The 24,551-nt window shown below is 46.4% G+C and carries 23 protein-coding genes; 9 read left to right on the top strand and 14 right to left on the bottom strand.

From position 1 onward, the window contains the following. Positions 1 to 297: 297 nt before the first annotated feature. The 3 genes from MHB84_RS17130 to MHB84_RS17120 all read right to left on the bottom strand — a co-directional run bounded on the left by MHB84_RS17130 (position 298) and on the right by MHB84_RS17120 (position 5,377). On the bottom strand, positions 298 to 1,950 hold the full coding sequence (locus MHB84_RS17130; protein WP_076291190.1) for an extracellular solute-binding protein: 1,653 nt from the start codon (positions 1,948 to 1,950) through the stop codon (positions 298 to 300). A gap of 99 nt (positions 1,951 to 2,049) precedes the next feature. Further along, on the bottom strand, positions 2,050 to 3,642 hold the full coding sequence (locus MHB84_RS17125; RefSeq protein ID WP_076291189.1) for a response regulator transcription factor: 1,593 nt from the start codon (positions 3,640 to 3,642) through the stop codon (positions 2,050 to 2,052). Then, positions 3,617 to 5,377, bottom strand: coding sequence for a sensor histidine kinase (locus MHB84_RS17120; RefSeq protein ID WP_076291188.1), 1,761 nt, complete (start codon positions 5,375 to 5,377; stop codon positions 3,617 to 3,619). The genes MHB84_RS17125 and MHB84_RS17120 overlap by 26 nt, the downstream gene beginning before the upstream one ends. 265 nt (positions 5,378 to 5,642) lie before the next feature. On the opposite strand from MHB84_RS17120, the gene MHB84_RS17115 reads away from it, so the two are divergent. Both MHB84_RS17115 and MHB84_RS17110 read left to right on the top strand, forming a co-directional pair. Continuing rightward, positions 5,643 to 6,602 (top strand): ABC transporter permease, encoded by a 960-nt coding sequence (locus tag MHB84_RS17115; protein WP_024631474.1) that lies wholly within the window; start codon positions 5,643 to 5,645, stop codon positions 6,600 to 6,602. 12 nt (positions 6,603 to 6,614) lie between these two features. Further along, a complete protein-coding gene (locus tag MHB84_RS17110; RefSeq protein WP_076291187.1) occupies positions 6,615 to 7,493 on the top strand; it encodes a carbohydrate ABC transporter permease in 879 nt (292 codons plus the stop codon). A gap of 61 nt (positions 7,494 to 7,554) precedes the next feature. On the opposite strand, the gene MHB84_RS17105 is transcribed toward MHB84_RS17110, so the two are convergent. The 6 genes from MHB84_RS17105 to MHB84_RS17080 form a co-directional block, all read right to left on the bottom strand. Beyond that, complete coding sequence (locus MHB84_RS17105) at positions 7,555 to 7,737, bottom strand: aspartyl-phosphate phosphatase Spo0E family protein (protein ID WP_076291186.1); 183 nt, start codon at positions 7,735 to 7,737, stop codon at positions 7,555 to 7,557. A 230-nt stretch (positions 7,738 to 7,967) separates the two neighbouring features. Beyond that, a complete protein-coding gene (locus tag MHB84_RS17100) occupies positions 7,968 to 8,984 on the bottom strand; it encodes a hypothetical protein (protein ID WP_076291185.1) in 1,017 nt (338 codons plus the stop codon). A 19-nt stretch (positions 8,985 to 9,003) separates the two neighbouring features. Then, on the bottom strand, positions 9,004 to 10,002 hold the full coding sequence (locus MHB84_RS17095) for a C39 family peptidase (protein ID WP_256716901.1): 999 nt from the start codon (positions 10,000 to 10,002) through the stop codon (positions 9,004 to 9,006). A gap of 30 nt (positions 10,003 to 10,032) precedes the next feature. Beyond that, complete coding sequence (locus MHB84_RS17090; RefSeq protein ID WP_076291184.1) at positions 10,033 to 10,947, bottom strand: helix-turn-helix transcriptional regulator; 915 nt, start codon at positions 10,945 to 10,947, stop codon at positions 10,033 to 10,035. Between the two features lie 84 nt (positions 10,948 to 11,031). After that, complete coding sequence (locus MHB84_RS17085) at positions 11,032 to 11,220, bottom strand: hypothetical protein (RefSeq protein ID WP_076291183.1); 189 nt, start codon at positions 11,218 to 11,220, stop codon at positions 11,032 to 11,034. A 141-nt stretch (positions 11,221 to 11,361) separates the two neighbouring features. Continuing rightward, positions 11,362 to 11,685 carry an ArsR/SmtB family transcription factor gene (locus MHB84_RS17080; RefSeq protein ID WP_053780179.1) on the bottom strand — a complete coding sequence of 108 codons (324 nt, stop codon included), beginning with the start codon at positions 11,683 to 11,685 and terminating at the stop codon, positions 11,362 to 11,364. A gap of 211 nt (positions 11,686 to 11,896) precedes the next feature. Here MHB84_RS17080 and MHB84_RS17075 point away from each other — a divergent pair, with 211 nt between their 5' ends. Next, on the top strand, positions 11,897 to 13,273 hold the full coding sequence (locus tag MHB84_RS17075; protein ID WP_076291182.1) for an MFS transporter: 1,377 nt from the start codon (positions 11,897 to 11,899) through the stop codon (positions 13,271 to 13,273). A 268-nt stretch (positions 13,274 to 13,541) separates the two neighbouring features. Next, positions 13,542 to 14,693, top strand: coding sequence for a sugar efflux transporter (locus MHB84_RS17070; RefSeq protein ID WP_341143055.1), 1,152 nt, complete (start codon positions 13,542 to 13,544; stop codon positions 14,691 to 14,693). A gap of 128 nt (positions 14,694 to 14,821) precedes the next feature. Here MHB84_RS17070 and MHB84_RS17065 read toward each other — a convergent pair whose 3' ends face one another. The 3 genes from MHB84_RS17065 to MHB84_RS17055 form a co-directional block, all read right to left on the bottom strand. Beyond that, positions 14,822 to 15,271 (bottom strand): nuclear transport factor 2 family protein, encoded by a 450-nt coding sequence (locus MHB84_RS17065; RefSeq protein WP_076291180.1) that lies wholly within the window; start codon positions 15,269 to 15,271, stop codon positions 14,822 to 14,824. Between the two features lie 327 nt (positions 15,272 to 15,598). Continuing rightward, positions 15,599 to 16,006 carry an Rrf2 family transcriptional regulator gene (locus MHB84_RS17060; RefSeq protein WP_076291179.1) on the bottom strand — a complete coding sequence of 136 codons (408 nt, stop codon included), beginning with the start codon at positions 16,004 to 16,006 and terminating at the stop codon, positions 15,599 to 15,601. Positions 16,007 to 16,113: 107 nt separating this feature from the next. Continuing rightward, positions 16,114 to 16,950, bottom strand: coding sequence for an AraC family transcriptional regulator (locus tag MHB84_RS17055; RefSeq protein ID WP_072735596.1), 837 nt, complete (start codon positions 16,948 to 16,950; stop codon positions 16,114 to 16,116). A 118-nt stretch (positions 16,951 to 17,068) separates the two neighbouring features. On the opposite strand from MHB84_RS17055, the gene MHB84_RS17050 reads away from it, so the two are divergent. Together MHB84_RS17050 and MHB84_RS17045 are read left to right on the top strand one after the other, a co-directional pair. Beyond that, positions 17,069 to 18,073 (top strand): Gfo/Idh/MocA family protein, encoded by a 1,005-nt coding sequence (locus tag MHB84_RS17050; protein ID WP_076291178.1) that lies wholly within the window; start codon positions 17,069 to 17,071, stop codon positions 18,071 to 18,073. A 21-nt stretch (positions 18,074 to 18,094) separates the two neighbouring features. Then, a complete protein-coding gene (locus tag MHB84_RS17045; protein WP_076291177.1) occupies positions 18,095 to 19,042 on the top strand; it encodes an aldo/keto reductase in 948 nt (315 codons plus the stop codon). 318 nt (positions 19,043 to 19,360) lie between these two features. On the opposite strand, the gene MHB84_RS17040 is transcribed toward MHB84_RS17045, so the two are convergent. Both MHB84_RS17040 and MHB84_RS17035 read right to left on the bottom strand, forming a co-directional pair. Continuing rightward, positions 19,361 to 20,380 carry a Gfo/Idh/MocA family protein gene (locus tag MHB84_RS17040; RefSeq protein ID WP_063567071.1) on the bottom strand — a complete coding sequence of 340 codons (1,020 nt, stop codon included), beginning with the start codon at positions 20,378 to 20,380 and terminating at the stop codon, positions 19,361 to 19,363. 27 nt (positions 20,381 to 20,407) lie between these two features. Then, positions 20,408 to 21,184 (bottom strand): sugar phosphate isomerase/epimerase family protein, encoded by a 777-nt coding sequence (locus tag MHB84_RS17035; RefSeq protein ID WP_063567070.1) that lies wholly within the window; start codon positions 21,182 to 21,184, stop codon positions 20,408 to 20,410. A gap of 144 nt (positions 21,185 to 21,328) precedes the next feature. Between MHB84_RS17035 and MHB84_RS17030 the strand changes: the two genes are divergently transcribed. The 3 genes from MHB84_RS17030 (at position 21,329) to MHB84_RS17020 (ending at position 24,514) form a co-directional block, all read left to right on the top strand. Beyond that, positions 21,329 to 22,147, top strand: coding sequence for a helix-turn-helix domain-containing protein (locus MHB84_RS17030; protein ID WP_076291176.1), 819 nt, complete (start codon positions 21,329 to 21,331; stop codon positions 22,145 to 22,147). Positions 22,148 to 22,345: 198 nt separating this feature from the next. Continuing rightward, positions 22,346 to 23,050 (top strand): response regulator transcription factor, encoded by a 705-nt coding sequence (locus tag MHB84_RS17025; RefSeq protein ID WP_076291175.1) that lies wholly within the window; start codon positions 22,346 to 22,348, stop codon positions 23,048 to 23,050. Between the two features lie 21 nt (positions 23,051 to 23,071). After that, positions 23,072 to 24,514: a sensor histidine kinase gene (locus MHB84_RS17020; RefSeq protein ID WP_076291174.1), complete on the top strand. Its 1,443-nt coding sequence runs from the start codon at positions 23,072 to 23,074 to the stop codon at positions 24,512 to 24,514. Positions 24,515 to 24,551 lie beyond the last annotated feature (37 nt).

The following is a 24,551-nucleotide window of genomic DNA, read 5'->3' as shown; positions in this document are numbered from 1 at the left end:
ACCGCCTTTCCATTTATCAAATCATTCTTCAAACCATCTATGCTAAAAATACGTATTGATGTTCGTATATTACCTATTATCTTACTCTCTCACGCATCTGCGAAACAATAAGTCTTACGCACGGTTGTACGCAGAGAAATTAATAGATAAATTTCTTATTTACATGTCTAAGCATCCGTACACAAAACAAAAACACCGGATTCAGGCGACTTTCCGCCCAAATCCGGTGTATTCACGAAATACTTCTTCCTTCTTGTATTACTTTAGTATGATTCATTTTGTGAATTATTCACGGTATTAATTAACTGTTTTGAACCATTCATTGACTTCCGTTGTGATTTGATCGCCGCCCATAGATTTCCATTTAGCCACGAATGCGTCAAATTCATCGATGCCGACTTGACCATAAATGATTTTGCTGAACGTATCTTTCTCCAGCTTGTCGAGCGCATCTTTCTTCATCTTCATCGTATCCGTAGGTGCACCCGTGAACTTGTTCTTGATTGCATCATCCTTATGAGCTACCACGACTTGAGCCGCAGCAAACACTTCAGGTTTGTTGGCAATTTTCGTATTTTTCTCGAAAGGTGTTTCCGCTTCCTTACCTGTAGCGAGTTCTGCCAACGTATCCATCATCAGGTTTGGAATCCGTGCACCGTCATACGTAATTGTGTACTTGAGCGGGGATACCCCATCTTTCACTTCAGCTTCACCAAGCACTTTACCATCTACGATATCAAAGTCATATCCTTGGGCAAAGCCATGTTCGAACTCCCCACCCACTTCTGGATTAGCGAATTTATCAAACAAATAATTTTGATATGTGAAGAAAATTTCTGGGTTTTCCATATCCTTGTTGATCAACACGACCCCGTTGCTAGCACCTGAACCGTGGTGATGGCTCTCGCCAGTCGGTCCGGTTGGCAGGGCAATAGCTTTGTAGGTAGCACCGTCCACATTTTTCTTCACATCATCGATCGGCCAGTTTGGCATCCAGTGTGGTCCCACAATGATTCCCGCTTTGCCTGCTGTAAACAGTTCAGCTGCCTTAATCTCATCATATACGCCGGCTTCCTTCGGCAGATAGCCTTTGGACAACCAGTCTTTCATCGTTGCAAGTCCTTCTTTCACACCCGGTTGAACCGAGCCGTATTCCAGTGTTCCTTCTGCATTCAGATTCCACTGTCCTGGCATCGTGTTATACATTCCGAAGATCCAGCCGGATTCGGTCATCCAGGTATTGAGGGCATTTTTCATACCGACCGTCAGACCGTACGTATCTTTTTTACCGTTTCCATCCGGATCCTGATTCGTAAATGCATCCATCACCGTAACGAGCTCATCAATCGTTTTTGGTTCTTCCAGTCCAAGCTTCTTCAGCCAGTCTTCACGGATAAACATTACCGGGTCTCCGTTGTAAGCATAGTCAAAGATCGGGACGCCATACCGTTTACCTTCATACATATACGGGTACCACTCTTCCGGTGCGGATTCAGCAGCCCCTTTCCATGTGTCGGATGCATACTTATCGAACAGTTCACCTGCATCGGCGAATTTACCGGACTCAATCAACTCACGCACCAGATTGTAGTCACCACGGATGGAGACGATATCTGGCAGCTCTTCGTTAGCCGACAGGGAAAGACGAAGCTTCGTGTAAAAAGCATCATTCGTCACGGACACAGCCCAAGGTGTAGTCAGGTCGATGCCCAGACGCTCTTTGGCCCATTTGGTGTGCACGTTGTTCTGTGCAGTCTCTCCGTTCTTGAACTTTGTATCATCATTCCAGGCTCGCAAATAGCTCATCTGAACCGCAGGTTCATACTTACCGTCTTGCAGCGCAAGTGGCGTAGCCGCTTCCTTGGATGGTTCTTCCTTTGCCCCCGAACTGCATGCCGTTACGGCAACCATCGTCAGTGCAAGCAATGCAGTCATCATTTTTCTATACATGAAACCCCTCCTCAATCACTTTGAATGCCCTTACATGAAAAGGATAGTGCAGCCGGGGAAGCAAACATATATCACAATTTCAATGTTCATATTGATTTGTTAACCGTTCCGAAAATCCTGCGGGGTCAAGCCATAATGTTTGCGGAATACTTGAATGAAATAAGGAGTATTGTTATATCCCACTTCTTGACCGACTTCATAAATCTTCATAGCCGTGTGTTTCAACAAGTGAACAGCACGTTCCATTCGGGAACGGATAATGTAGTCACTGATGCCTTCACCCGTTGATTGTTTATACATTTTGGACAAATACACCGGATGCAGATGAACCTCCCCTGCAATAACCTGCAAGGAAAGATCTTCGCCCAGATGGTTGTCAATCCATTGTTGGACCTGTCTGATCATGTTCGATCCACTTTCCTGGCCTGTATCGGTTGTGCTTAGAGCCCATTGTTCCATCACACTCCGGGTCCATGCTTCCAGACTCCGAAGTGACACGCCGTAGCCGTCCTTCAGCAGTTGCTGATACTGCTCACCAAGAACATCGGACAACTGTCTGCCCTCCCGATGAGCCATGTACGAGAAAGCTGCTGCGAGATAGTGAAAAGCAACATAGACATGCTCCGGGAACACACTATCCGATAACTCGGCGAAAATCGAATCAATCTTGCGATTAGCGTCCTCCATCCGTCCTGCTTCCAGTAGTGCGGTCAGTCCAGGTGGCTCATACAGCGCCGCAAGTGATTTTAATGTTGCTCCATGGGAGCCGGCAGCCGCATTGAGATGCAGACCTTTGCCTGCTTCCGCCTGCTTGCGCAATGCACTTACAGCTTGATGGTAAAGCTGGGGAACCTGTTCCGGAAAACGGCCTATCCGGCTGACTGACAGTGAAATCGTCGCGTTTAAATACTGCTTCACACTGTGAAGCAGCCGTTCTCCGAGCCGCCCCATCAGCAGTTCGGGTTCAGACTGTGCTTGTTTTGGACTTGCCATGAAGACGAGATCATCATACGCATCGTCTGTATGGCAGAGATGATAGCTGCTGCCAAAGATTTCTTCCACGACGTTGGAGATGGCGTATTTCATCAAACGGAATGCTTTGTGCGTTGGCTGTGGGTCATCATAACGGATAAGCAGCAGCTGCATTTTATCCTGGGGACGGAACCCAATCTCCAATTGCTCCAACTTTTCCACAAGTTCGCTCTCTGCAAATTTATGTCCGAGCAGTACATCCTTCATTAAGCCCGCCCGCTTCTCCGGTAAATGTTCCCTCACCGAATACATGGCGCGCTGGTGCATCAACTGTTTCTCTCCCTCCAGCCGAATCTGGACGGAGGCCTGCTGCACGGCTTCAATCAGCTCCTCATCCCGCACTGGCTTCAGCAGATAACTCACTGTTCCATGACGGAGTGCCTGCTTCGCATAATCAAAGGATGCATGTCCAGATAAAATGATACATTTAGTCCGCTCCCACTTTTGACGAATATGACTCACCAAATCCAGACCGGATAAGCCCGGCATACGAATATCAGTGATGATAATATGGACCTGATGTGCCGCCATTTGCTGCAATGCCTCTTTCACCGAGTACGCCTTATATACGTGCCCAATCCCATGCTCTCTCCACGGTATGGAGGCTGCAATCGATTCCACCGCTGAATGTTCATCATCCACGACCATTAGATTCATCATTAGGATATTCCTCCTCAAACCATCGTATTTCCACACTGAGACCCCCATAAGGGATCGCTCCAAAATGAAGCCCTGAAGAATGACCATATCGTGTAACGAGCCGCTGGTGTACGTTCCAGGTACCCGTGCCTATTTCTTCACCCATCGGTTCATTGATTTCCCGCTCAAGACTAGCAATCTCTTCGGGCGTCAAAGTAACACCGTCGTTATCGACAAACAAACTGTATCGTGTGTATTCCCTTCCATCGATTTGCTCTTGTGCTGCCATGCCTGTAACTACGATGTGACCGCTACCCTCCATCGGTTCAATGCCGTGAATGACTGCATTCTCCACGATAGGCTGGATCAGCAGCCTTGGAATGTGCTGCTGCATCAGTTCTTGCGGTACGGCGATCTCATACGACAAACGGTTGGTACGCATCTGTTGGATGGACAAATAATTGTCCAACAACCGGATTTCCTCTTCCACGGTCGTCATATCGTTCTCATCACGTGTGATGTAGCGATAGTAATCTCCCAGGCTGAGCGACATGGCAATAACCGCTTCGCGGTTGCCGAGCTGCGTCATATTTTTAATATAAAACAGACAATTATACAGGAAATGAGGATTGATCTGTGATTGCAGATGCTTCAGCGTCGCTTCCCGCGAACGGATACGTTCCTCGTAAACTTTTTCGATCAGCTCCTGAATCTGCTCAGCCATGTGATTGAAGCTCTGCGTCAAATAAGCGAATTCATCACGGGAGTGATCGACCGGAATTCGTGTGGACAGCTGTCCTTTGCGAATCTGCTGCAAACCTCTCATCAGCCGTTGTATCGGCACCTGTACCTTTCGGTATAACAATAGGGCAGCGCCAATACTGAGCACGAGCAGCAGCAAAATTGAGGTTATAAACATATTTCGGCTCTTGTCCATCGGCGTAAGCAAATCATCCAGCACCACCGGGTTAACATAGATTCCGTTCAGCTGTTTGGAGAGCACATAACTGACCAAGTACTTCTTGCCCCCCACCTCAAGCTGATGGTTGCCTTCACTATCCAATTCGGTTAATGGCATGTCCCGCATCACGGCTTCCACGAGCTCAGGGTCCGCACTACGATTTAATAGAGGCTCGTTGCCCGGGACGAGTAGAAATGGATCTCCTCCCTGTGCCTCCTTGAAATCATCCAGCATGGCAACAATATTCATCGGGTCAAAATCAATCTCCATCACCGTTCGTACATCCGTGGTCACAGGTTTTTCATTCCACTCGTAGTTATCCGTAAAGAAATAAGTGAAGCTGCCTTCGTTCAACTGCCATCGGCCTGGCTGTGGAAACTTCAACATCTTCTCATTAAAGACCGTCCGGTTCGACATGGTGGACAATACCAGCTCTGCCTGAGGCAGCACAATGGTAATATCGTTCTTCCAGCGGCTCGTGGACTGGTATAGTGACAATTTGTCGAGAATATCGAGATAGATGCTGTTTTTCTCATATTGGCTTGTCGATTCTGTCATGTAACGATAGTGTAGAATGCTTGGATCACGCAGTAAAGTCAGCCCGTAAAGTGAGAGCTGTTCAATATTTTTATCCACCTGAGAGCTAAAATAATTGAACTGATTCAAACTGGACTGCTGCTTCTCCTCGACGATCATGTCCACGTTCGCCTGATTCGCGTAGGTATAGAGCAGCAAGATAGGTACCAGCAAGCAGACCAGCAGCATAACTGTTTTTGAGAATACTGTAAATTTCATTGCTTCACCCTGTCCCGAATTAAAGTAAAGATACACATCGAAGTCCTATTTTATATTGAAACCCCTTACATATCTATACTGAATTTCAAATGAGTCACTATTTGGTACACGTTTTTAACAAGTTAATAAATCAACATCCGCCTTGAAATGTTGTTCTATAGCCCGCCCGTTTCCATTGTTATAATTCAGTTGCTCCACTATTTGCAGAGGCTGACTGGCCTCATTATGCAGAGGCTGGACGATATAAAGGAGGGACCTGATGGCTATGGAACAACCACTAACGACCAATACGCCGGTGCGGCAGGCAACACACAATCCACGCAAACGTACCCGCTGGAATTTCAAACGCAATTGGCCGCTGCATCTGATGCTGCTGCCTTCGGTACTGCTCACATTGCTGTTCGCCTATGTGCCTATGGGCGGCATTATTATTGCGTTTCAGGATTTCAAACCATGGCTGGGATTCACCGGCTCCAAATGGGTAGGATGGGATAACTTCCGATTCATGTTCGAATATCCGGATAGTGTTCAAGTCATCTGGAACACAGTACTGATTGCCGCGATGAAGATTGTGGCCGGACTCGTGGCCCCGGTTGTGTTTGCCATTTTGCTGAATGAAGTACGCAATTCCACGTTCAAAAGGTTCTCACAGACGCTGGTATACCTGCCCCACTTCTTGTCTTGGGTTGTACTGGGCGGCATCCTGCTGGACATGCTTTCCCCCGAAGGCGGACTGATTAACCAGGTTCTGGCGGCCGTTGGCATTGAACCGATCTTCTTTTTGGGAGATGGCGACTGGTTCCGTGTAACCGTGGTCATCAGTGATGTATGGAAGGAATTCGGATTTGGTACCATTGTCTTTCTTGCAGCCCTTGCGGGCATTAACCCTGCTCTATACGAAGCTTCCGAAGTTGACGGGGCAACACGGCTTAAGCAGACCCTACACATTACGCTGCCTGCACTCGTGCCGATGATCATTGTGGTGGGAACGCTATCACTGGGGAATATTCTTAATGCTGGATTTGACCAGATTTTCAACCTGTACAATCCACTTGTATATGATAAAGGCGATATTATTGACACGTTTGTTTACCGGATGGGTATTTTGAATGGCAAAATGAGCTTTGCAACTGCGGTTGGTTTGTTTAAATCCTTTGTTGCCATGTTCCTCGTTATTACTGCCTACCGGATGGCTTACAAAATCGCTAATTACCGCATTTTCTAAGGAGGAATTAAGGTGTATCACAAAACGACCGGATACCGTATATTTAACGGCTTCAACCTCTTCTTCATCGCGGCCGTCTCGCTGCTGTGTGTGCTGCCGCTTGTCCACATTCTGGCGGTTTCCTTCAGCGGTAAAGCGGCAGCTTCCGCCAATCTGGTAACGCTCTGGCCGATTGATTTTACAGTCGATGCCTATACCAAAACGTTTGGTAACAGTAACTTTCTTAGCGCGCTCTGGATCTCAGTGCAACGTACCGTGTTCGGAACGCTGCTTAGTATGGTGCTGGTCATCCTGACGGCATATCCTTTGTCCAAAGAAAGTCTGAATTTCAAGGGACGTTCGCTGTATGCGTGGTTTTTCATCTTCACGATGCTGTTCAGTGGCGGTCTGATCCCTTCCTATATCCTGATTCAGAAGCTGGGACTGATCAACACCCTATGGGCTCTGATTTTGCCGGGCGCTGTGGCGGTCTGGAACCTGATTCTCATGATGAACTTCTTCCGTAACGTGCCCAAAGAGCTCGAAGAAGCGGCGTTCATCGATGGTGCCAACCATATCACCACATTGTTCCGCATCTATCTGCCTGTATCCATGCCGGCCATTGCTACGATCTCCCTATTCACCATGGTGGGGCAGTGGAATTCCTGGTTTGACGGGTTGATCTATATGAATGACGCAGCCAAATATCCGCTCGCTACGTTAATGCAGACCATTATCGTGCAACAGGATTTCTCCAATATGAATGTTGATGCGACGCAGCTTCAGAACATGTCGCAGCGTACCGTTAACGCAGCCCAGATCTTTATTGGGGCACTGCCAATCCTGCTCGTGTATCCATTCTTGCAGCGTTTCTTTGTCAAAGGAATTGTGCTTGGGGCTGTTAAAGAATAGGGTTCGTATACTGAACCTGAATACATTCGTATCATTTCATCCCGAGGTTTATAACGCGCTGTTATTTACTTCGGGATGATTTTCCGCGAATGGCATTGTTATATTGATTAATGAGTTCATCCAGAACCATCGATTGACGAATGACCTCCGGATGCCACAGTTCTTTATGAGCGTTTGCAATCTGGTAGAGCCTCTGTCGTGCCTTTTCGATACATTCCTGAATGGTTTCCGGATTATGCACCATACTCCCGCCCCCTGTTGTCCTTCAATATCCTCCATCCAAAAAAGACCATCTATTATAATATTCGGAACAAAGGGAGCTGCACATTACCCCAAAATCGAAATTATGGTTATTTTTTCTTGTCCAGGTTGAAATAAGGACGAGCAATGGACTAAGATGTGGCAAAACACAAATAAATACCGGATAGGCCTATCAGCCTTATCCGGTATTTTTTGTACCCATGCGCTGCCCATTCATCTTAATCCAATATCCTCAAAACGGTTACCAATCGTCTCTGGGAAAGCCAGTTTAATGGAATCAATGGCACGCTGTTCCGTTTCCCCTGCTTGCTCAATCAGATGGATTACCCTTAACAGATGCCCTGGTTCCTTCGCATCCCAAGCTGTTGAATCCTCAACCTTCTCCATCATCTGAGCATATAGGTCTGCGAGTAACGCGTACGCCTGCACCACATGATTCATCTGACTGGACAAATGCTTAAGCTCTGCAACATAGGAAGCCATATCCTTTCTCGATTGGGCATAATAGCGCAAAACAATGGCAGCTTGATCCGTTTCATATGCACCAGATTGTAGGACATCAGCAATGGCTGCATATGCAGCAGCTCCGCAGGCGTAATCCTGAGGTGGCAGCATGTAATCATGGGTCTCCCATTTGTACACAGCCTGAATTAATGATTCCTTGCACACTTCCCATATGTCTACGGTTGTATGGGATTCAAGCACCTGATAGTACCAGTATGGTGTTCTGTTCCGACCAAAAGAATCATAGGGCAGACAAATGACTTCATTTTCTTGACTCTCACAAATGAACAGCATCTGCTCACCATCATCATATCCAGCACAAATAACAAACTGATCATGCCACAGAATAGCGCCCACACCCCGGTCAATAGAAGCCTTGATATCCAGCAGGGCCTGCTTCTGATAGAGCGGAAAGATCGGCTCGAACGAAAATCCCCCGTGTTGTCCGGTCGTGACGCCAATGAAATCAGAAGCTACAAAGTTCTCGGCCATCCAGTTGTATGCTGAGATCGATTCTGTCGTTAGACGCCGATCCACTACTAATCGAAATACACTTGCGGTCATACCCGCAATCATGTGACGCGGTAAATCCGTCCACTGCTTGTGCATCAGAATGCGATACATCGCATCGATGTATGAGCCTGCACCGCTCCAGGATCGTTGTTCATCTGCCAAATTCTGAGTCTGTGGAAAACGAATCAAATCCGGCAGTATTTTACTCCTCATCACCTTATCCTCCCTCCCCCTACCTTGCTGAATGTGCTCCCCACCGTGGTACAGTGTTGCGTTTACGATCAGGATACTTCGAGGAGATCAAACGAAAATAATCAACAGCCTGCTCTTCCAATGCTTTCGCTTCCAATAAAACCTGTGCCAGCTTCTCTGTGGCGTCTGCCTGCATAATCCTTCTGTTATGTTCCTGAATCATGCATGCCTTCATCTGTATAATCAATGCTCCAAGCTGTTCATAACATGCATAGGCTTGGTCCAGTTCGGGCCATATCCCCCGCACATCCTGCAAATACATCTGAATTTCAGTTCGGGACTGGCAATAGGATTCCAAAATATACGCAGCACCCGATGCATCGTAATCTCCACCCCGAAGGGCTTGCACCCACACATCATAAGCCATTCTGCCCGAAACGATATTCCGATCAGGCAGTAGACGATAAGGGATATCCCAATCCTCAATTGCCAATCTCAATGATTCCAACAGCATCTCTTGTTCAGGGATATGTACCTGGTCACCAAAGACCTGACAATACCAAAACCCGGTGAAGTTTAATCCGAAATTGTCATACAGCATAATCTGTGGTTCCTTGCCCCAGCCATCTTGCACGTAAAAGATGCGATCACTGTCATCATACCCATGAATGACACCAAATTCCGGAATCCAGTAGATCACCCCGATGCCTTCATCCAGACTGCGCTTCACCCAATTTACCGCATCCCGCTGGTAATACCCAAATGTGGGATGACGTGTCCGTCCCCCATCCCAGATCGTGAATATCCCCAAGTTATCGATCCCAGGGCGATGAGATTCTCCCCATTGACCATAGGCTGTAACCGACATGGGCAGTAGTCTGCGATGCACTGAAAGTTTGAATGCCATACCCGTATATCCAGCGAGCACATACTTGGAACCCTGAAACAGACCCGCATGGGTCAATACAGCGTGTAGGCTATCCACATACGATTTGGACTCCCGCTTCATGATCAGATTGTCTAACACAACTTCAGTCAAAAAAAATCTCCTCTCTATGGTTGTACTAACTCAGGTTTGCTTTGAGATCATGGCAAGCCTATCGATTATGCTTTCAGCACTTTGCTGAAACTTTCGTCTAAGCCACGTTGGAGACAACAGTTCCTCCCACTCGCTAATGAACAAATGCTGAAGGAAAGCATCCGTATCATAAAATTCAATCCAGTGAACCTGATCTTGCTTCTCCCGAATCCGATATCCTTGCCACAGCTCTGTTTGCTGCACTTCTCTCAGTCTTATCTCAGCGACAAACGGTTTACGGACAGGCAGCGCCTCTTCCCATGCACCCAGCAACCCGTCTGTCTGGCACTGAAACGTCTCGTTCGTCATCTGCACATGAATCATACCCTCCAGCCGGATGGCCGTTTGCTGTAAAGGGTCCATTTCATAACCAACCACGTAATCGGCGTTGAACTGGGACAGCATCTTCAATGGACACCAGGTAAATTGCCGTTCTCCGGTATGATCTCTGTAATGGATATGTACTTTGCGGGATTCGGCAATCGCATGGGACAAAATCTCAAAGAACTGAAGCTGCTGCGGATCTGCTTTAAACACAGGAAGCTGACTACTTCCTGTTTGCTGTTCCTCGAGCGTAAAACGCTCCAGTAAATGCGCCACACGCTTTACCGCATCCGACTGATCATAACTGTAATGCCGATAACGATGCGCCAGATACTTAAGCACCCGCTGTTCTTCTTCCGTCATATATAAATGGGGCAACCGGTAGGTCTGATCCTCGTAACAATACCCCCGATATTTTGCTATATACACCAGAGGGGCACGCAGAGAAATCGCCATATATTCAATATCACGCTGGGCCTGGCGCCGGGATATTTCAAATTCACGTGCAAGCCAGCTGCTGTTCGGAAAACGTCCACTCCGAATCTGCTCGTCAAACCAGTGAATACGATGCATATTACTCATTTCCCCGCCCCCTGGCTCATTCCGTATTTCGTAATTATATTATACCAAAAGACATGGCCCGTTCCGAAGAACAGGCCTGTTATGTTATACGGTTGCCTTATCCACTCTGGACTGCACAGCTTTGGAACATTTTTTGCATACTTTCAAACTCGTACCATCTGTTTTCGTTTGCGAATACAACAATTTAATCCGGGTGCTGCTGCACACCGGGCAAGTTCCTCTTCCTCGGGATGGTAGATTCCACAGGACGCGTCCTCTTTTTGTTTTTGCCAACGTTTGTGATCCTCTTTTCGATATGGTTTGTGTGTTCACCGTTATTATAGAGGACGTGGTACGACATAGAATGTCGCAGCAGTATGGAATATACCAAACATAAAAAAATGTCCCCTCTTCAACTTGAAGAAAGGACATTATCTAGGAATCATGTATTTCGGACTGAGCTGCCGCTTGTAACAAAGGCTGCAACAGACCAGGAAAACGCACTTCCAGATCTTCGGATCTTAGCGTCAGGAAATGCTGTGTACCTTGTACTCTCACTCGAATGACTCCGGCTTCCCGCAGGGTCCGAATATGGTGTGACATCGTGGATTTCACAACAGGTGCACGAAAATGACTGCATGGCTGTTCACCATTTCTGGCTGCTTCTGTTACGATCCCAAGACGGATGGGATCACTTAAAGCGTACAATACGGAAGAAAGTTCAATATCCTCCACTTGAGGATGGTGCAAAATTTTCATCGTTGTAGTCTCCTTTTTTTCAGACTATCCATTGTATTTTAGCATAGTTCCATGATATATTTCTAATGTTCGATACCAATCGAACTTACAAACATATTTCGTTTATGTATCCCCTGCTGCCAAGCATGGGATTCACTCTATACCACATTTTGCAAATGTTCCACACCGTTTCTGAAATGTTGCGAAATACACATCAATCTAGGAGGTTTTTATGAACAACACCGCAACTGCATCATCTGGGGAACGGACAGCAGGAATACAGGAAGGGTTAATCGTAAGTCTGCTGGGATTCACGGTTGTGCTTGTCGTTATGAATACGATGATGTTCAATCTGGCCCTGCCCAAAATTGCAGCTGAATTTATGCTCTCATCCGTCTCTTCTTCCTGGATTGTCACCGGTTATTCCATCGTTTTTGCTATTTCCTCGATCACGTTCTCACGTCTATCGGATTTTGTGCCAATTCGCACCCTGTTTACGACCGGTCTTACACTGCTTGGTGCGGCATCCGTTCTTGGTTTCTTCAGTAACCATTTTATCCTTCTGCTCATTGCGCGCCTGATTCAGGCTGCGGGTGCAGCTTCTGTACCAGGGCTAGCTATCGTTCTTATTACTCGTTACATTCCAAGTGACCGCCGGGGGAAATCCATGGCTGTTGTCATGTCGGCCAGTTCACTGGGTCTTGGACTCGGGCCTGTGATCGGTGGCAGTATTACACAGTTCCTCGGATGGCATGATCTGTTTATCGTTACCGGACTAACCTTGTTTCTGATCCCTGTATTTTTCAAACTGCTTCCAAGTGAGATGCCGCAAAAGGGTTCATTCGACTTGCTCGGCGCGCTGTTACTGGCGATCGGAACAACCGGCGTCCTGCTATTCCTGACTTCACGTGAATGGGTAACCCTCGTTGTTGGTGCGGCTGCACTCGTCCTGTTCTGGCTACGAATTCGCCGTGCGGCTGATCCCTTTGTGCAACCAGCTCTGTTCAAAAACAAAAAATATATGATGCTCAGCTCACTGGGGATTGTATCGTATATTAACAACTTCTCGACGCTGTTCCTATTGCCGCAAATTTTGGCACATCTGTATGGCCTGACTCCGGCCCAGTCCGGGCTTGTCATCTTCCCGGGTGCAATCGTATCTATGCTGTTATCCAATCGGATTGGCCGCATGATTGACCGACACGGCAATACACAACTGCTCAAGTTCGCACCATGGTTGCTGCTCGCTGCTGCCGGATTGTTTGCTCTTTTTGCAGACGACAGCATCTATGCCATTATGGCCGTATACATTCTGCTTAGCGTAGGCTTCTCTGCACTGACAACGAGTGTATCCAATGAGTTGTCGGGCAATCTGACGATGGATCAGGTAGGCGCAGGCATGGGACTGTTCCAGCTTAGCCAGTTCTTCAGTGGAGCATTTAGTGTTGCCGTAACTGGCGTGGCATTGACAGCCATGCAGCAATTGCCATTATCATCAGCTTATACAAATATTTTCTGGGGCATGACTGTGGTTGCTCTGGCATCCATTGTTTTCTCCCAGGTGTATCTGAGAATGCAGTCACGGAAGAAAAACGTTGCTGCACACTAAACAGGTTATACAGGTTCTTACTTATAATAGATTCTTCATATAAGAAAGCCAGGATTGGACCGATAGAGTCTGATCTCTGGCTTTTTTGTTTGTTATTAGACTATAAGATATCAATACGTATTACTTTATCTCTGTTATTCTTATATTATAAACAGATCGTATAGATATTTTGAAAATGATAAAATCAAGGGGATGTCTTTTGCACATGAAGCTTCAACAGTTTAATTCACTATTTCGTATCCCTACATACCGGCTGTTTCTCGTTTGTATGTTGTTGCAAGGAATGGCTATTTCAATCAGCGCGCCCTTTCTTGCGGTCTACTTTACAACCCGCCTCGAAGTATCCATCGCAACATTCGGATTATTCACTGCAGTAACACTTATGGCGGGTGTGCTGTTCAGTTCCTGGATCGCCAGACGATCGGATCAACCAGGGGCTCGCAAAAAAATTCTGGTGTCTGCCATGATTTGCAATGCTCTTGCATTTGCCGGGTATCTGTGGATTCACGACTTCATTTTATTATTCATCTATATGACGGTATTGACTGCGCTCGGATCTCCCGCTATGCCACAATTGTTCGCAGCTGCAAGAGAAGCGGTTAATTCCGCAACAGACGTCGATCATGCTGTGGCCAATTCAACCCTGCGCTCCGCGTTTTCATTGGGGTTTATTACGGGACCTTTACTCGGAACTTTACTGATTGCCTATATTGGGTACATCGGCATTTTCAGCTCAACGTGTTTTATTTTTTTGATCAATGCGTTATTATTTTTCTTTCTGCTAAAAAAAGCTCCCGAGCCTCCTTCTATCGGTGCATCTTCGGGTGGCTTACACATAAAATTGCATCAGGATGCAAGAATCTACATGCCGTTTCTCATTACCACACTTCTGTATATGGCACACTGGATGAATAACCTGAATGCTTCTCTGTTCATTATTCACCATCTGGGCGGGGGAACCCGGGAAGTTGGCTGGATCTCCAGTTTATGCGCGGGGCTTGAAATTCCCATTATGCTAGGTTTGGGTCTGCTCGCCTCAAAATATCCCAACCGCTCACTCATGTTATGGGGCTCCCTGATGGGTGCCGCTTATTATGTAATAGTTTTGTTCTCCACGGAACTGTGGCACTTGCTGGCCGGACAACTATTGCTCGCATTCTTTGTCGCCGTTATCTCTGCTATCGGGATCAGTTACATGCAGGATCTGCTTCCGTCCATGCCAGGTTATGCATCAACTCTCTATTCCAATGCTTCCACGTTGGGAAGATTATTTGGTAGTCTGGTCGGGGGATGGACAGCCGGAGTGTGGGGGTATCGAAATTCCTATTGGGTATGTCTACTCCTTGTTCTGATTTCATTAGGTATGCTTGTTGTCACACAACAATTATCAAAAGAAAAACGTCAGACACTTTCACTCTAAGCAATCCGCATGCAATCCTGAGTGAAGGTAACAGCTTGAACAAAACAAAACCCCATGAGGACGCAGCTATAGCGCTCTTGGGGTTTTGTTTATCATCGTTTCAATATTCATTTATATGAATACAAACACTATTCAAAAAGATCCAGACGTAGACGCTTCAGGCTGGTATACTGGATGAGCCATTGACCATCGATTTTGATAAACGTTTCATGGTAATGTCCAAATCCGTGAAAGGATTTATTGTCATTGCCTTCAGGGAACGTCACCCAATCTTCCATTGGAGAGATGACTTTGGCTTCATTCTCGGATACAAATTCAACTTCGGCGCTATGTACATGATGCACAGTTACGGCAACATCCACCAAATCCCGGAATACTTGAACGATGGTGTCCCGACCTGTTAATACCGGGATTGGATTGCCTTCTGTACTGAAATCAGCTACGGCATCCGGAGCGAACACTTCACCTAATGTATCCCACTGCTTCGTATCAATATAACGGCAATAGCGCGCTTTGGTGTTCCGAATGTTTTCCAGTGCAAGCAGTTGTTCCAGTTCTGTAATGGGTAATTGGCTCATGTGTTGTCCCTCCAGAAATCTAAGATGTAAGCAAATATGTATTAATAAATTTCTTCCTTATTGTACCATTCCACTTATATTAGGTACAATGGCATATTATACGTTTGTATATTAACTATCTTCTCCTATCGTTGAAGCACTCTGATGTCGAGGGTATACATTGCATTGCTCTCTCTTTTAGAGTCCTCTGCAGACTTATAACTTCAACTTCAATCCTCATCCGAGTACAGCAAAAAAACCTTCCATCCCCCTTAAGCGGGGAGGAAGGTTTTTAAATTCGCTGTTCAACGGGCGCAGCGATAGGATCAACTGGACCTCCGATTCAGGTTATACGGAATGTGCAGCTTTCATCTGGGCAGCCAGCTCAGACATTTTTTTATTGTGCAAATAACTCTCCATCTCTTCTTCCGCACGGACCATCACCTGCTGAATCAGGCAGCCTTCGTTATGATCCTGCGAGCATTCGAACAGGGAAGCCTGTCCCTCAATGGCATGGATAATCTCCAAAAATGAAGGGTCCGGATTCTTCCGGCTAAGCCGATAACCACCATTGGCACCCGAGGTCGATTCGATCATGCCGGCTTTGACCAGCTTGGTCAATATTTTAGACAAATAGGTTGGAGATACTTTTTGCATCTCAGCTAATTGATGTACACTGACCAGTTGTTCCGGTTCGGTTGCAACCAGGAAAAGCATGGTGTGCAGGGCATAGTTTGTAGCTTTCGAATATTTCATGAGGGCACCTCATTATATACGGATTTAATTTATCTATAATAGACTTGATTGAACGCTCTGTCAAACGTCGAAGATTTCCACAGAATCAACAAACGGACAACATACCTTTAACTGTGGTAAAGCCCGCGATAATCGGTCGGAGTCATGCCTTCATGGGCTAAAAACTGGCGGTTAAAATAACTGGCATTTGGGTACCCCGCCTCCTCTGCGATCTGTCCAATGTTGGCCGTTGGCCGCTCCAGCAGCCACTGCTTCGCCATCTGTAACCGCGAACGGGTTATAAATTCCATCGGGGTCATTTCAACGGCACTCTTGAACATTTTGCAAAAGTAATACGAACTCACACCCGCCATATCCGCCCAATCCTGTAACAAAAACGGTTGGCATGCCTCCTGCTGCATCTGTGGAAGCAGTCCAAGGATACGACTCTCAGCCTTGCTTGTGCGTGTGCTTTTCAGTGGAACCGCATGCTGTACGAACTCAGCCAGCACAGCGTAGGTCAGGGTAGATAGCTGGGCAGGACGCAGCATCCGGTTCTGCTCGGCTTCATTTAGTAGGGCCATATGTGCTTCTTCCCATGGAGCCTGCTGCCGCAGCGTCCACAACAGATTGCGGTGCAGCCCCCGCTCTATCATATAATCATGCAGCCGTTCACCGTAAAAATGAACCCATCGTACATCCCAAGGATCGTCTTCGCTGCTGTAGTAATGCTGCCGCTGCAGCGGGAAATACAGTACAGCCTGACCCGCACGAAGCTCATGCACTACTCCCTCCACTTCCACGTACCCCTTGCCCGCAGCAACGTAGTGAATATTGAAGTTGTTAAGTGCGCCAGCCTCACGTAATACGGTGTGCTCAGGGTGGTCAACATAAAGTCCAACAGATTCTGGATAACAAAAGTATGGAATATCCTGCAAGGTTAGCAGTACAGTCTGTCTCATCATGGCCCATTCTCTTTTCTAAACAATATTGTGTTAACTCATTTCAATATATTATCATTTTCATTCATCCCTCTATTACTTATAATCACAATATACATTCATTCATAGGAGGAAACAACAAATGAATTCAGATCGAAAACTGCGCTGGGGAATTCTTGGTAGCGCTAGCATTGCCGTAGGATCCGTTATTCCAGGTTTGCAGCAATCCGAGTTGAATGAAGTGACTGCCATTGCTAGTCGAGATGAAGAAAAAGCAAAACAAACCGCTGACAAACTCGGCATTCCTCAAGCTTATGGCAGCTATGAAGCTTTGCTTGCTGACGATTCCATTGATGCGGTCTACATCCCGCTTCCGAACCATCTGCACCGGGAGTGGACACTCCGTGCCGCAGAAGCTGGTAAACATATTTTGTGTGAGAAACCACTGGCACTGACGGAGCAGGAAGCTCAGGAAATGGTGCAAGCCTGCGAAGACGCTGGTGTGCATCTCGCTGAAGCTCTTATGTACCGACATCATCCACGTTATGATCAGATTAAGGATATTATCGCCAGCGGAGAAATTGGTGAGATCCGCGGCATTCATAGTACATTTTCGTTCAACAGTTCAGGCTCAACAGGTAATGTTCGCTTTCGGCGTGATTGGGGCGGCGGCGCGCTATATGATATCGGCTGTTATTCCATCAGTGCAGCACGCTTGATACTTGGCCAAGAGCCTTCGGCGGCAACTGTCATTGGCATGTTCTCCCCTGAACATGATCATGTGGATATGATGGCTTCCGGCTTGCTTGAGTTCGACAATCATATTGGCGTCACCTTTGACAGCAGCATGTGGGCAGCCTTCCGCAACACACTGGAGGTACTTGGAACGGATGGCATCATTGAGGTTCCTTCTGCTTTTATCAGCAATCGGGATCGCAGCTCCAACTTTTTCGTAACTGTTGATGGTGAGCGTAAGGAGATTGAAGTCCCACAGGTCAATCACTACTCCCTCCAGGGCGACGATATGGCACGGGCTGTGCTTCAAGGTAAAGCTCTGCGCTTCGATCCATCCGATGCTATAGCCAATATGAAAGTACTCGAAGCTTGCCTTCGTTCAGCAGAAGAACGTACACGTATTACACTATAAGAAGAGAGGATGAACTGAATTATGGAATACATTGAAATTGCTGGTGCAGGTAAACCTATCTCCCGATTGATTAAAGGAACCGATTATTTTTACCATGATTCCTATGAAAAAGCAGCTACGAACATGGATGCATTCCTGGCGATTGGCGGTAATACCGTTGACTCCGCGCATATTTATTGTGGCGGGCAAAGTGAAGAAGTGCTCGGACGTTATATGCAGGAACGGGGTAACCGTAACGAGATCGTTATTTTGACCAAAGGTGCGCATCATGACCAGAACGGCCCACGTGTTAATGCTGATGCTATCCGCAGTGACCTTCTTACCAGTCTGGAGCGGCTTCAAACGGAACATGTGGAGCTCTATGCCCTGCATCGGGATGATCCAAACATCCCTGTTGGCGCGATTCTCGAAGCGTTGAATGAACATATTGAATCCGGCAAAATCGGCGCAATCGGCGCCTCCAACTGGACCTGGCAGCGGCTGGAGGAAGCTAACGCATATGCTGCTGCTAACGGTCTGAAAGGTTTTACATTTAGCAGTCCAAATCTCAGTCTCGCCAAAGCGAACGAACCGTTCTGGGCCGGCTGTGTATCGGCAGACGAAGAAACACTGGCATGGCATGAACGCACTAAGCTTCCTTTGCTGTCCTGGTCATCCCAGGCTCGTGGCTTCTTTACCGGACGATTCACACCTGAAGTTCGGGACAATGAAGATCTGGTTCGTGTGTTTTACAGTGACGGTAACTGGGAACGTTTGCACCGTGCTGAACAATTGGCCGAGTCGAAAAAGACTTCTCCCATCCAGATTGCTCTCGCTTATGTATTGAATCAGCCGTTTCCAACCTGTGCGTTGATAGGTGCCCAGAATCAGGCAGAATTGCTCTCCTGTGACGAAGGATCACGTATCACCCTATCTCCTGAAGAATTAGCATGGCTGGATCTCGGCAGTGATGTGAAGCCTAGTATCTAATACAGATATATACGCTTTGAATTAAGTGTAAAGATTAAGGGACTGACTCTTCCGCGATGTAGCGGAGTGGTCAGTCCTTTTTGAAATGCCAGTTAACGGTTCAAACATAGTAACTATCTGTAAAACAACGAATCGTTGCTCGTTATGCCCCGCATATCGCCAAACACCGGGTTCCGCTGTCCTCTATACGTATAGCTGATTGTCATGAAAAAAGTAATAAAAAGAGACTACCCGCCAGAAATATTTCTCTGGAGGTAAGCCCCTTTTTAATATGAGATAGTCACACTAATTAAAGTAATGATAATGATATCCTTACGATTACAGCTTCACGATCTGACCAGTCTTCTCAGATTCAAATGCTGCCAGAATCACTTGCAGAGAACGCAAACCTTCTTCACCGGAAATGCTTGGAGGTGTTTGCGTTACAATCGATTCTACAAAAGCATCAATAACGCCGCTTGGTACTTGTTTCTCGTTGGTAGACATTGCGCCAACTTTGTATGTTTCAACCGTGCCGTTAGTCAGCTCAACGATAACCTCGTCACCATCTACCGTTCCGATCTTCATCACACCATTTTCACACCACAGAACCGTACTGTTATCTCCTGCTCTGTATTGTGTCCAGCTCGCTACCAGCGTACCGATTGCACCGCTCTTCATGCGAAGAAGGCATGTTGCGTTATCGTCCACTTTGGTGTTTTCCTTGTGCAGTGTGCTGATGAAACCAGCAACTTCGGATACTTCATCATCCAGCAAATAACGGATAAAGTCCGATTTGTGCACGCCCAGGTCACCCATGGCACCCATAATCGCTTCTTCTTTACGGAAGAACCAGCTTTCTGCACCGTCTACGCTCCAGCCTTCCGGACCCGGATGACCAAAGGAAGTACGGAAATTCAGGACTTTACCCAGTTTGCCGGAGTCCAGAATTTCTTTGGCTTTCACGTGTGGAGGCATCAAGCGCTGGTTGTGTCCAACCATCAGATACACACCGTTTTTCTTGGCAGCTTCAATCATTTGCTCGCCTTCTTCGGTAGTAACCGCCATCGGTTTTTCCACCAGTACATGTTTACCGGCATTCGCAGCAGCAATGGCCATCGAGGCATGCAGGTAGTTCGGCGTACAAACGCTGACTGCATCCACTTCTTCGCTTGCAAGCAATTCTTCGTAGCTAGAGTAAGCTTTACCGCCGTAAGTTTCGGCCATCTTCTCCGCACGCTCCACGATCGGATCGGCAAAAGCGACAAGTTCTACGTTCTCATTGGCAGCGTACTCTGGAATATGTCTGCGCTCGGCAATGGCTCCACAGCCGAATACAGCAACTTTAATTTTACTCATGTACAAATGTCTCCTTTGACAAATAAATTAGAATTGGTTCAAGTAATTCTGCTTCAGCCAGTTATGGCTGTTGGCTACGCTTTCAAGCGGTGGATTCTGGCAAACGTCCTGTTCCACGATCAGCCATTCTACACCTGCACTCGTAGCTGCTTCAATAACAGCTGGCAGATTAACGGAACCTTGTCCCAGTTCCAATGTCTTCATTTGGCCCTGTTCGTCTTTACTGAAGTCTTTCAAGTGAAGCAACGGCAGACGACCTGCATATTTGTTGATATACTCAATCGGATTTTGTCCAGCAAATTGTACCCAACATACGTCCATTTCCACTTGAACTGCTTCAGGTGTCGTTTGTACAAACATTGCATCAAAGGCATTTTCGTCGCCAACCTGACCGTGGAATTCGAAATCATGGTTATGATAACCGAAGATCAGACCTTGTTTAGTCGCTTCTGCACCATATTGTTGCAATTCGTTGAACAGTTTGGTCCAGCCTTCTGCATTCTCTGGACGATCTTCAGGCATCAGGTAAGGGCAGATCATATATTGAGCCCCAATAGTTTTGAGGTAGTCGATTTGTTGTTGCAGATCTTCACGCATAGCATGTAATGAAACGTGGCTGCTGAAACCTTTCAGTCCAAGTTCATCCAATAGCGCTTTCATTTCTTCGGCAGGAATGTCACCATATCCGGCGAATTCGACACCTTCATAACCAAGCTCTGCTACCTTGCGCAAAGTTCCACGGAAATCTGCTGCAGTTTCATCACGGAGTGTAAACAATTGCAAACCAATATTAAGTTTTTTCATAATAGATGCACCTCTGCTCTCAAATTTGCTTTCATTGCTCTATCTGGTATCATCCTAACGCAAAACAGGCTAGAATGAACATATACAATATCGTCAGAACATGAACTATCTGATCAAATTTTTAAATTTGGAGGATTACATCTTTTGGAAACCTCAGTACTGATCTGTGACTATTCCTATCACTATAAGGCGTTTAACCATAATATGAAGGGCGAGTTGCAGACTTATCTGTTCCGTCTGCAAACCGAAGGCTCTTGCAAGGTATATGTGCAGGATGAAGAATTTAAGATGACTGGCGGCGATTTACTACTGCTTAAACCCGGAGACGATTATCACCTCGTGGTAGAAGAACCTCATAAGGAGGGCAGGTTATCCAGCGGAGACTATTATTTGTTCTGTGAAGGGGAATGGATTGATAGTTGGTGGAAGCGTCACCATCGATCCACGGTGAGCCACATTGGGCTGGATGATAAATTGGTCAGTCTCTGGCGCAGTATGCTCCTGGAGAAACGCCGTGGACCGCTGGAGGAAAATATAGAACTGAGTGATGCACTGCTGCGCGGTTTGTGTCTGTATATCGATCGGGCCATCAAGGAGAATATCCAGACGGATCGTTCTGTTTCCTCAACACTGAAGCTGAAACGATTCATTGAAGAGCATGCTACTGTCACATTCAAACTCGAAGAAGCCGCCCGATACGCAGGACTAAGCCTGTCTCGTGCGGTGCGATTGTTCAAGGAGCACTATGGCCAAACGATGATCCAGTATGCGATTGAAATTCGACTGAACGCTGCCTTGGAGCGTATGAAGTACAGTGATATGACCTTAGAGCATATTGCCGAAACATGTGGTTTTGCAAGCTATTCTTATTTCCACAGGGTATTCCGATCCCATTTTGGAATGTCCCCGGCCGAATATCTCAAATCCCAGGCTCATCAATCCATCGATTTAGAGCATTTATAAGTGTAGTTGTGCTCGATCCTCTTCTTTCTTCATGATGAAAGCAGCTGATTTTCAATCGGCTGCTTTCTTTCAAAAAAACCTCTACTAGTTCCCATGACTTCACGAAAACAAACCTGTATAGTTAAAATATAGTATTCTTACAGATTCATACATAAGTTAGTCTTATACTCTACCACTCTACTATTTGGAGAGATTTCAATGGAAACTAAACGTAAAATCTTAATTATTGAAGACGAACATGATATTTCGCGCATTTTGCGAGACTATTTGACCAAAAATCAGTATGAAGCCGCAGTGGCCAGCAATGGACAAGACGGGTTGCAGATGATGGACATGTTGCAGCCGGATTATATTATTCTGGACATCATGCTTCCGGATCTGGACGGGATCGATGTATGCCGGGAAATTCGGCGGAGAAACAACATTCCCATTCTCATATTGAGTGCACGAGGCAGTGATACCGACAAGGTACTCGGCCTGGGATTTGGGGCGGATGACTATATGACCAAACCCTTCTCCCTGAGCGAATTACTCGCACGAATTAATGCGCACTTTAGACGATATGACAGTTTAACTTTAGCGAGCGAGCGGGACAGAACAGATCTGCTACGTTTGGCTAACCTGGAAATTGACAAGAAAGCCTATAAAGTTAGCCTAGACGGTAACGAGGTTTCTCTTTCCGCCAAGGAATTTGAGCTGCTGCATTATCTGGCGAGCAATAAAAACCAGGTCTTCTCCAAGTCTCAATTGCTGGATGCGATCTGGGGATATGCTGCATACGGAGATGAAAATACGGTGACCGTGTATATTCGCAGACTAAGAGAAAAAATTGAGGCAGACCCTTCCCATCCTGCTGTTCTAAAGACCGTCTGGGGCGTCGGATACAAATTCAATCATGAATAGGCAAAGATTGGAGGAGGCAACTTGTCACTAAACACATGGTCCGCACGATGGCTCAAAACAACATTCATCCTCCTGATTATTCTGGTCGGATGCAGTCTGGTTTTATTTCTTAATATGCTTGAAACCAGAAATTCGACTGAGTCTACATTGTCGATCCAGCAAGTTCGTCTCCGGGTTAACCCCATCCTGCTCAACCTGGAGCAGAACATTCATCTCCTGCAGGAAACAAGAGTACGAGAATATCTTCTTTCCATCGTCAAGGAAATTGGGGTTGAGCTTTCCTATGTTGGATTGGATGGGACGATATTGCTGTCCTCTTCTCCCATCTCCGAAGGAAAACAAGTCAATCTGCGATCAGCCCTGCATTATGATCTAAATCATGCCGTACAGGCCACGAACGGAAACGATTCGCTTAACATCGCTTTTCCTGTTATGAATGGTCCCGAAGGAAGCCAGATTGGCAATGCTCTCTTCACGATTCCTAAGGCCATGGTTACGGTGAAAGAAACGGTGATATTCCCTTTCTTTATTTTGGGTACGCTTTTGATCACCTCTATGGTTCTTGGCATTTATCTGGTGTTGATGAAGAGAAAATTTAAGACACAGCTGCTCTCCCCCATTCATCAGTTGAAGCAACATGCTGAATCCATTCTCAAAGGGAAATATAGTGAACCGATACAGTATAACCGCATGGATGAGATGAGCGAACTATACGCCATGTTTGATCTGATGCGTACAGAAATTATGCATTTAAGCGAACTTCGTATCCGGCAGGAAACTGCACAAAAAGAACTTATTACCAATATTTCTCATGATATCAAAACACCGATTACAACAGTAAAAGCCTACATAGAAGCTATTCTGGAAGGAATATGCTCCGATAAAGAAACTCTGATGGAGTATATGAAAGTCATGCAGACCAATACGGACAAAACAGCTCGTCTTGTCGAGGACCTGCTTGTTCATGCATTGCAGGAACTGGGGCAGATTTCTGTGGAGCCTTATGAAGTATATAGCAGCCCCGCCTTTGAGCGTATGTTAAAACCGATTGGACATGTTGTTCTAACCAGTGGAATGATCTATGAAGCACCCAAAAACATTCCAAATGTATTAATCCAAATGGACCCTGTTCGAATTGAACAAGTCATATCCAATCTCGTCTCAAACGCTCTTAAGCATACTGCTCCGGGAGACGCCATTCGTATAAACGTAGAGCTAAAAGGTGACCAACTCAATGTTACAATCGCTGATTCAGGTCAGGGAATACGTGCGCAGGACATGCCTTTTGTTTTTGAACGTTATTTTAAAGGCCAGACTTCCTGGTCAAACAGAAACGCTCACGAAGGGACAGGCCTAGGTTTGTCTATCTGCAAAAGCATTATTGAGGCGCACGGAGGACATATCTCCTTTTCAAGCAAAGAAGGACAGGGGACAATCTTTCAGTTTAATCTCCCGATCTGCTGAGCGAATAAGAGACTCTGTCTGGCCATATGGTGCCTGT

It is taken from the genome of Paenibacillus sp. FSL F4-0087 (genome assembly GCF_038020215.1).
GTDB lineage: Bacteria > Bacillota > Bacilli > Paenibacillales > Paenibacillaceae > Paenibacillus > Paenibacillus taichungensis.
The sequence above is the reverse complement of the archived record's forward strand: the minus strand, read 5'-3'. Positions and strand labels throughout refer to the sequence as shown.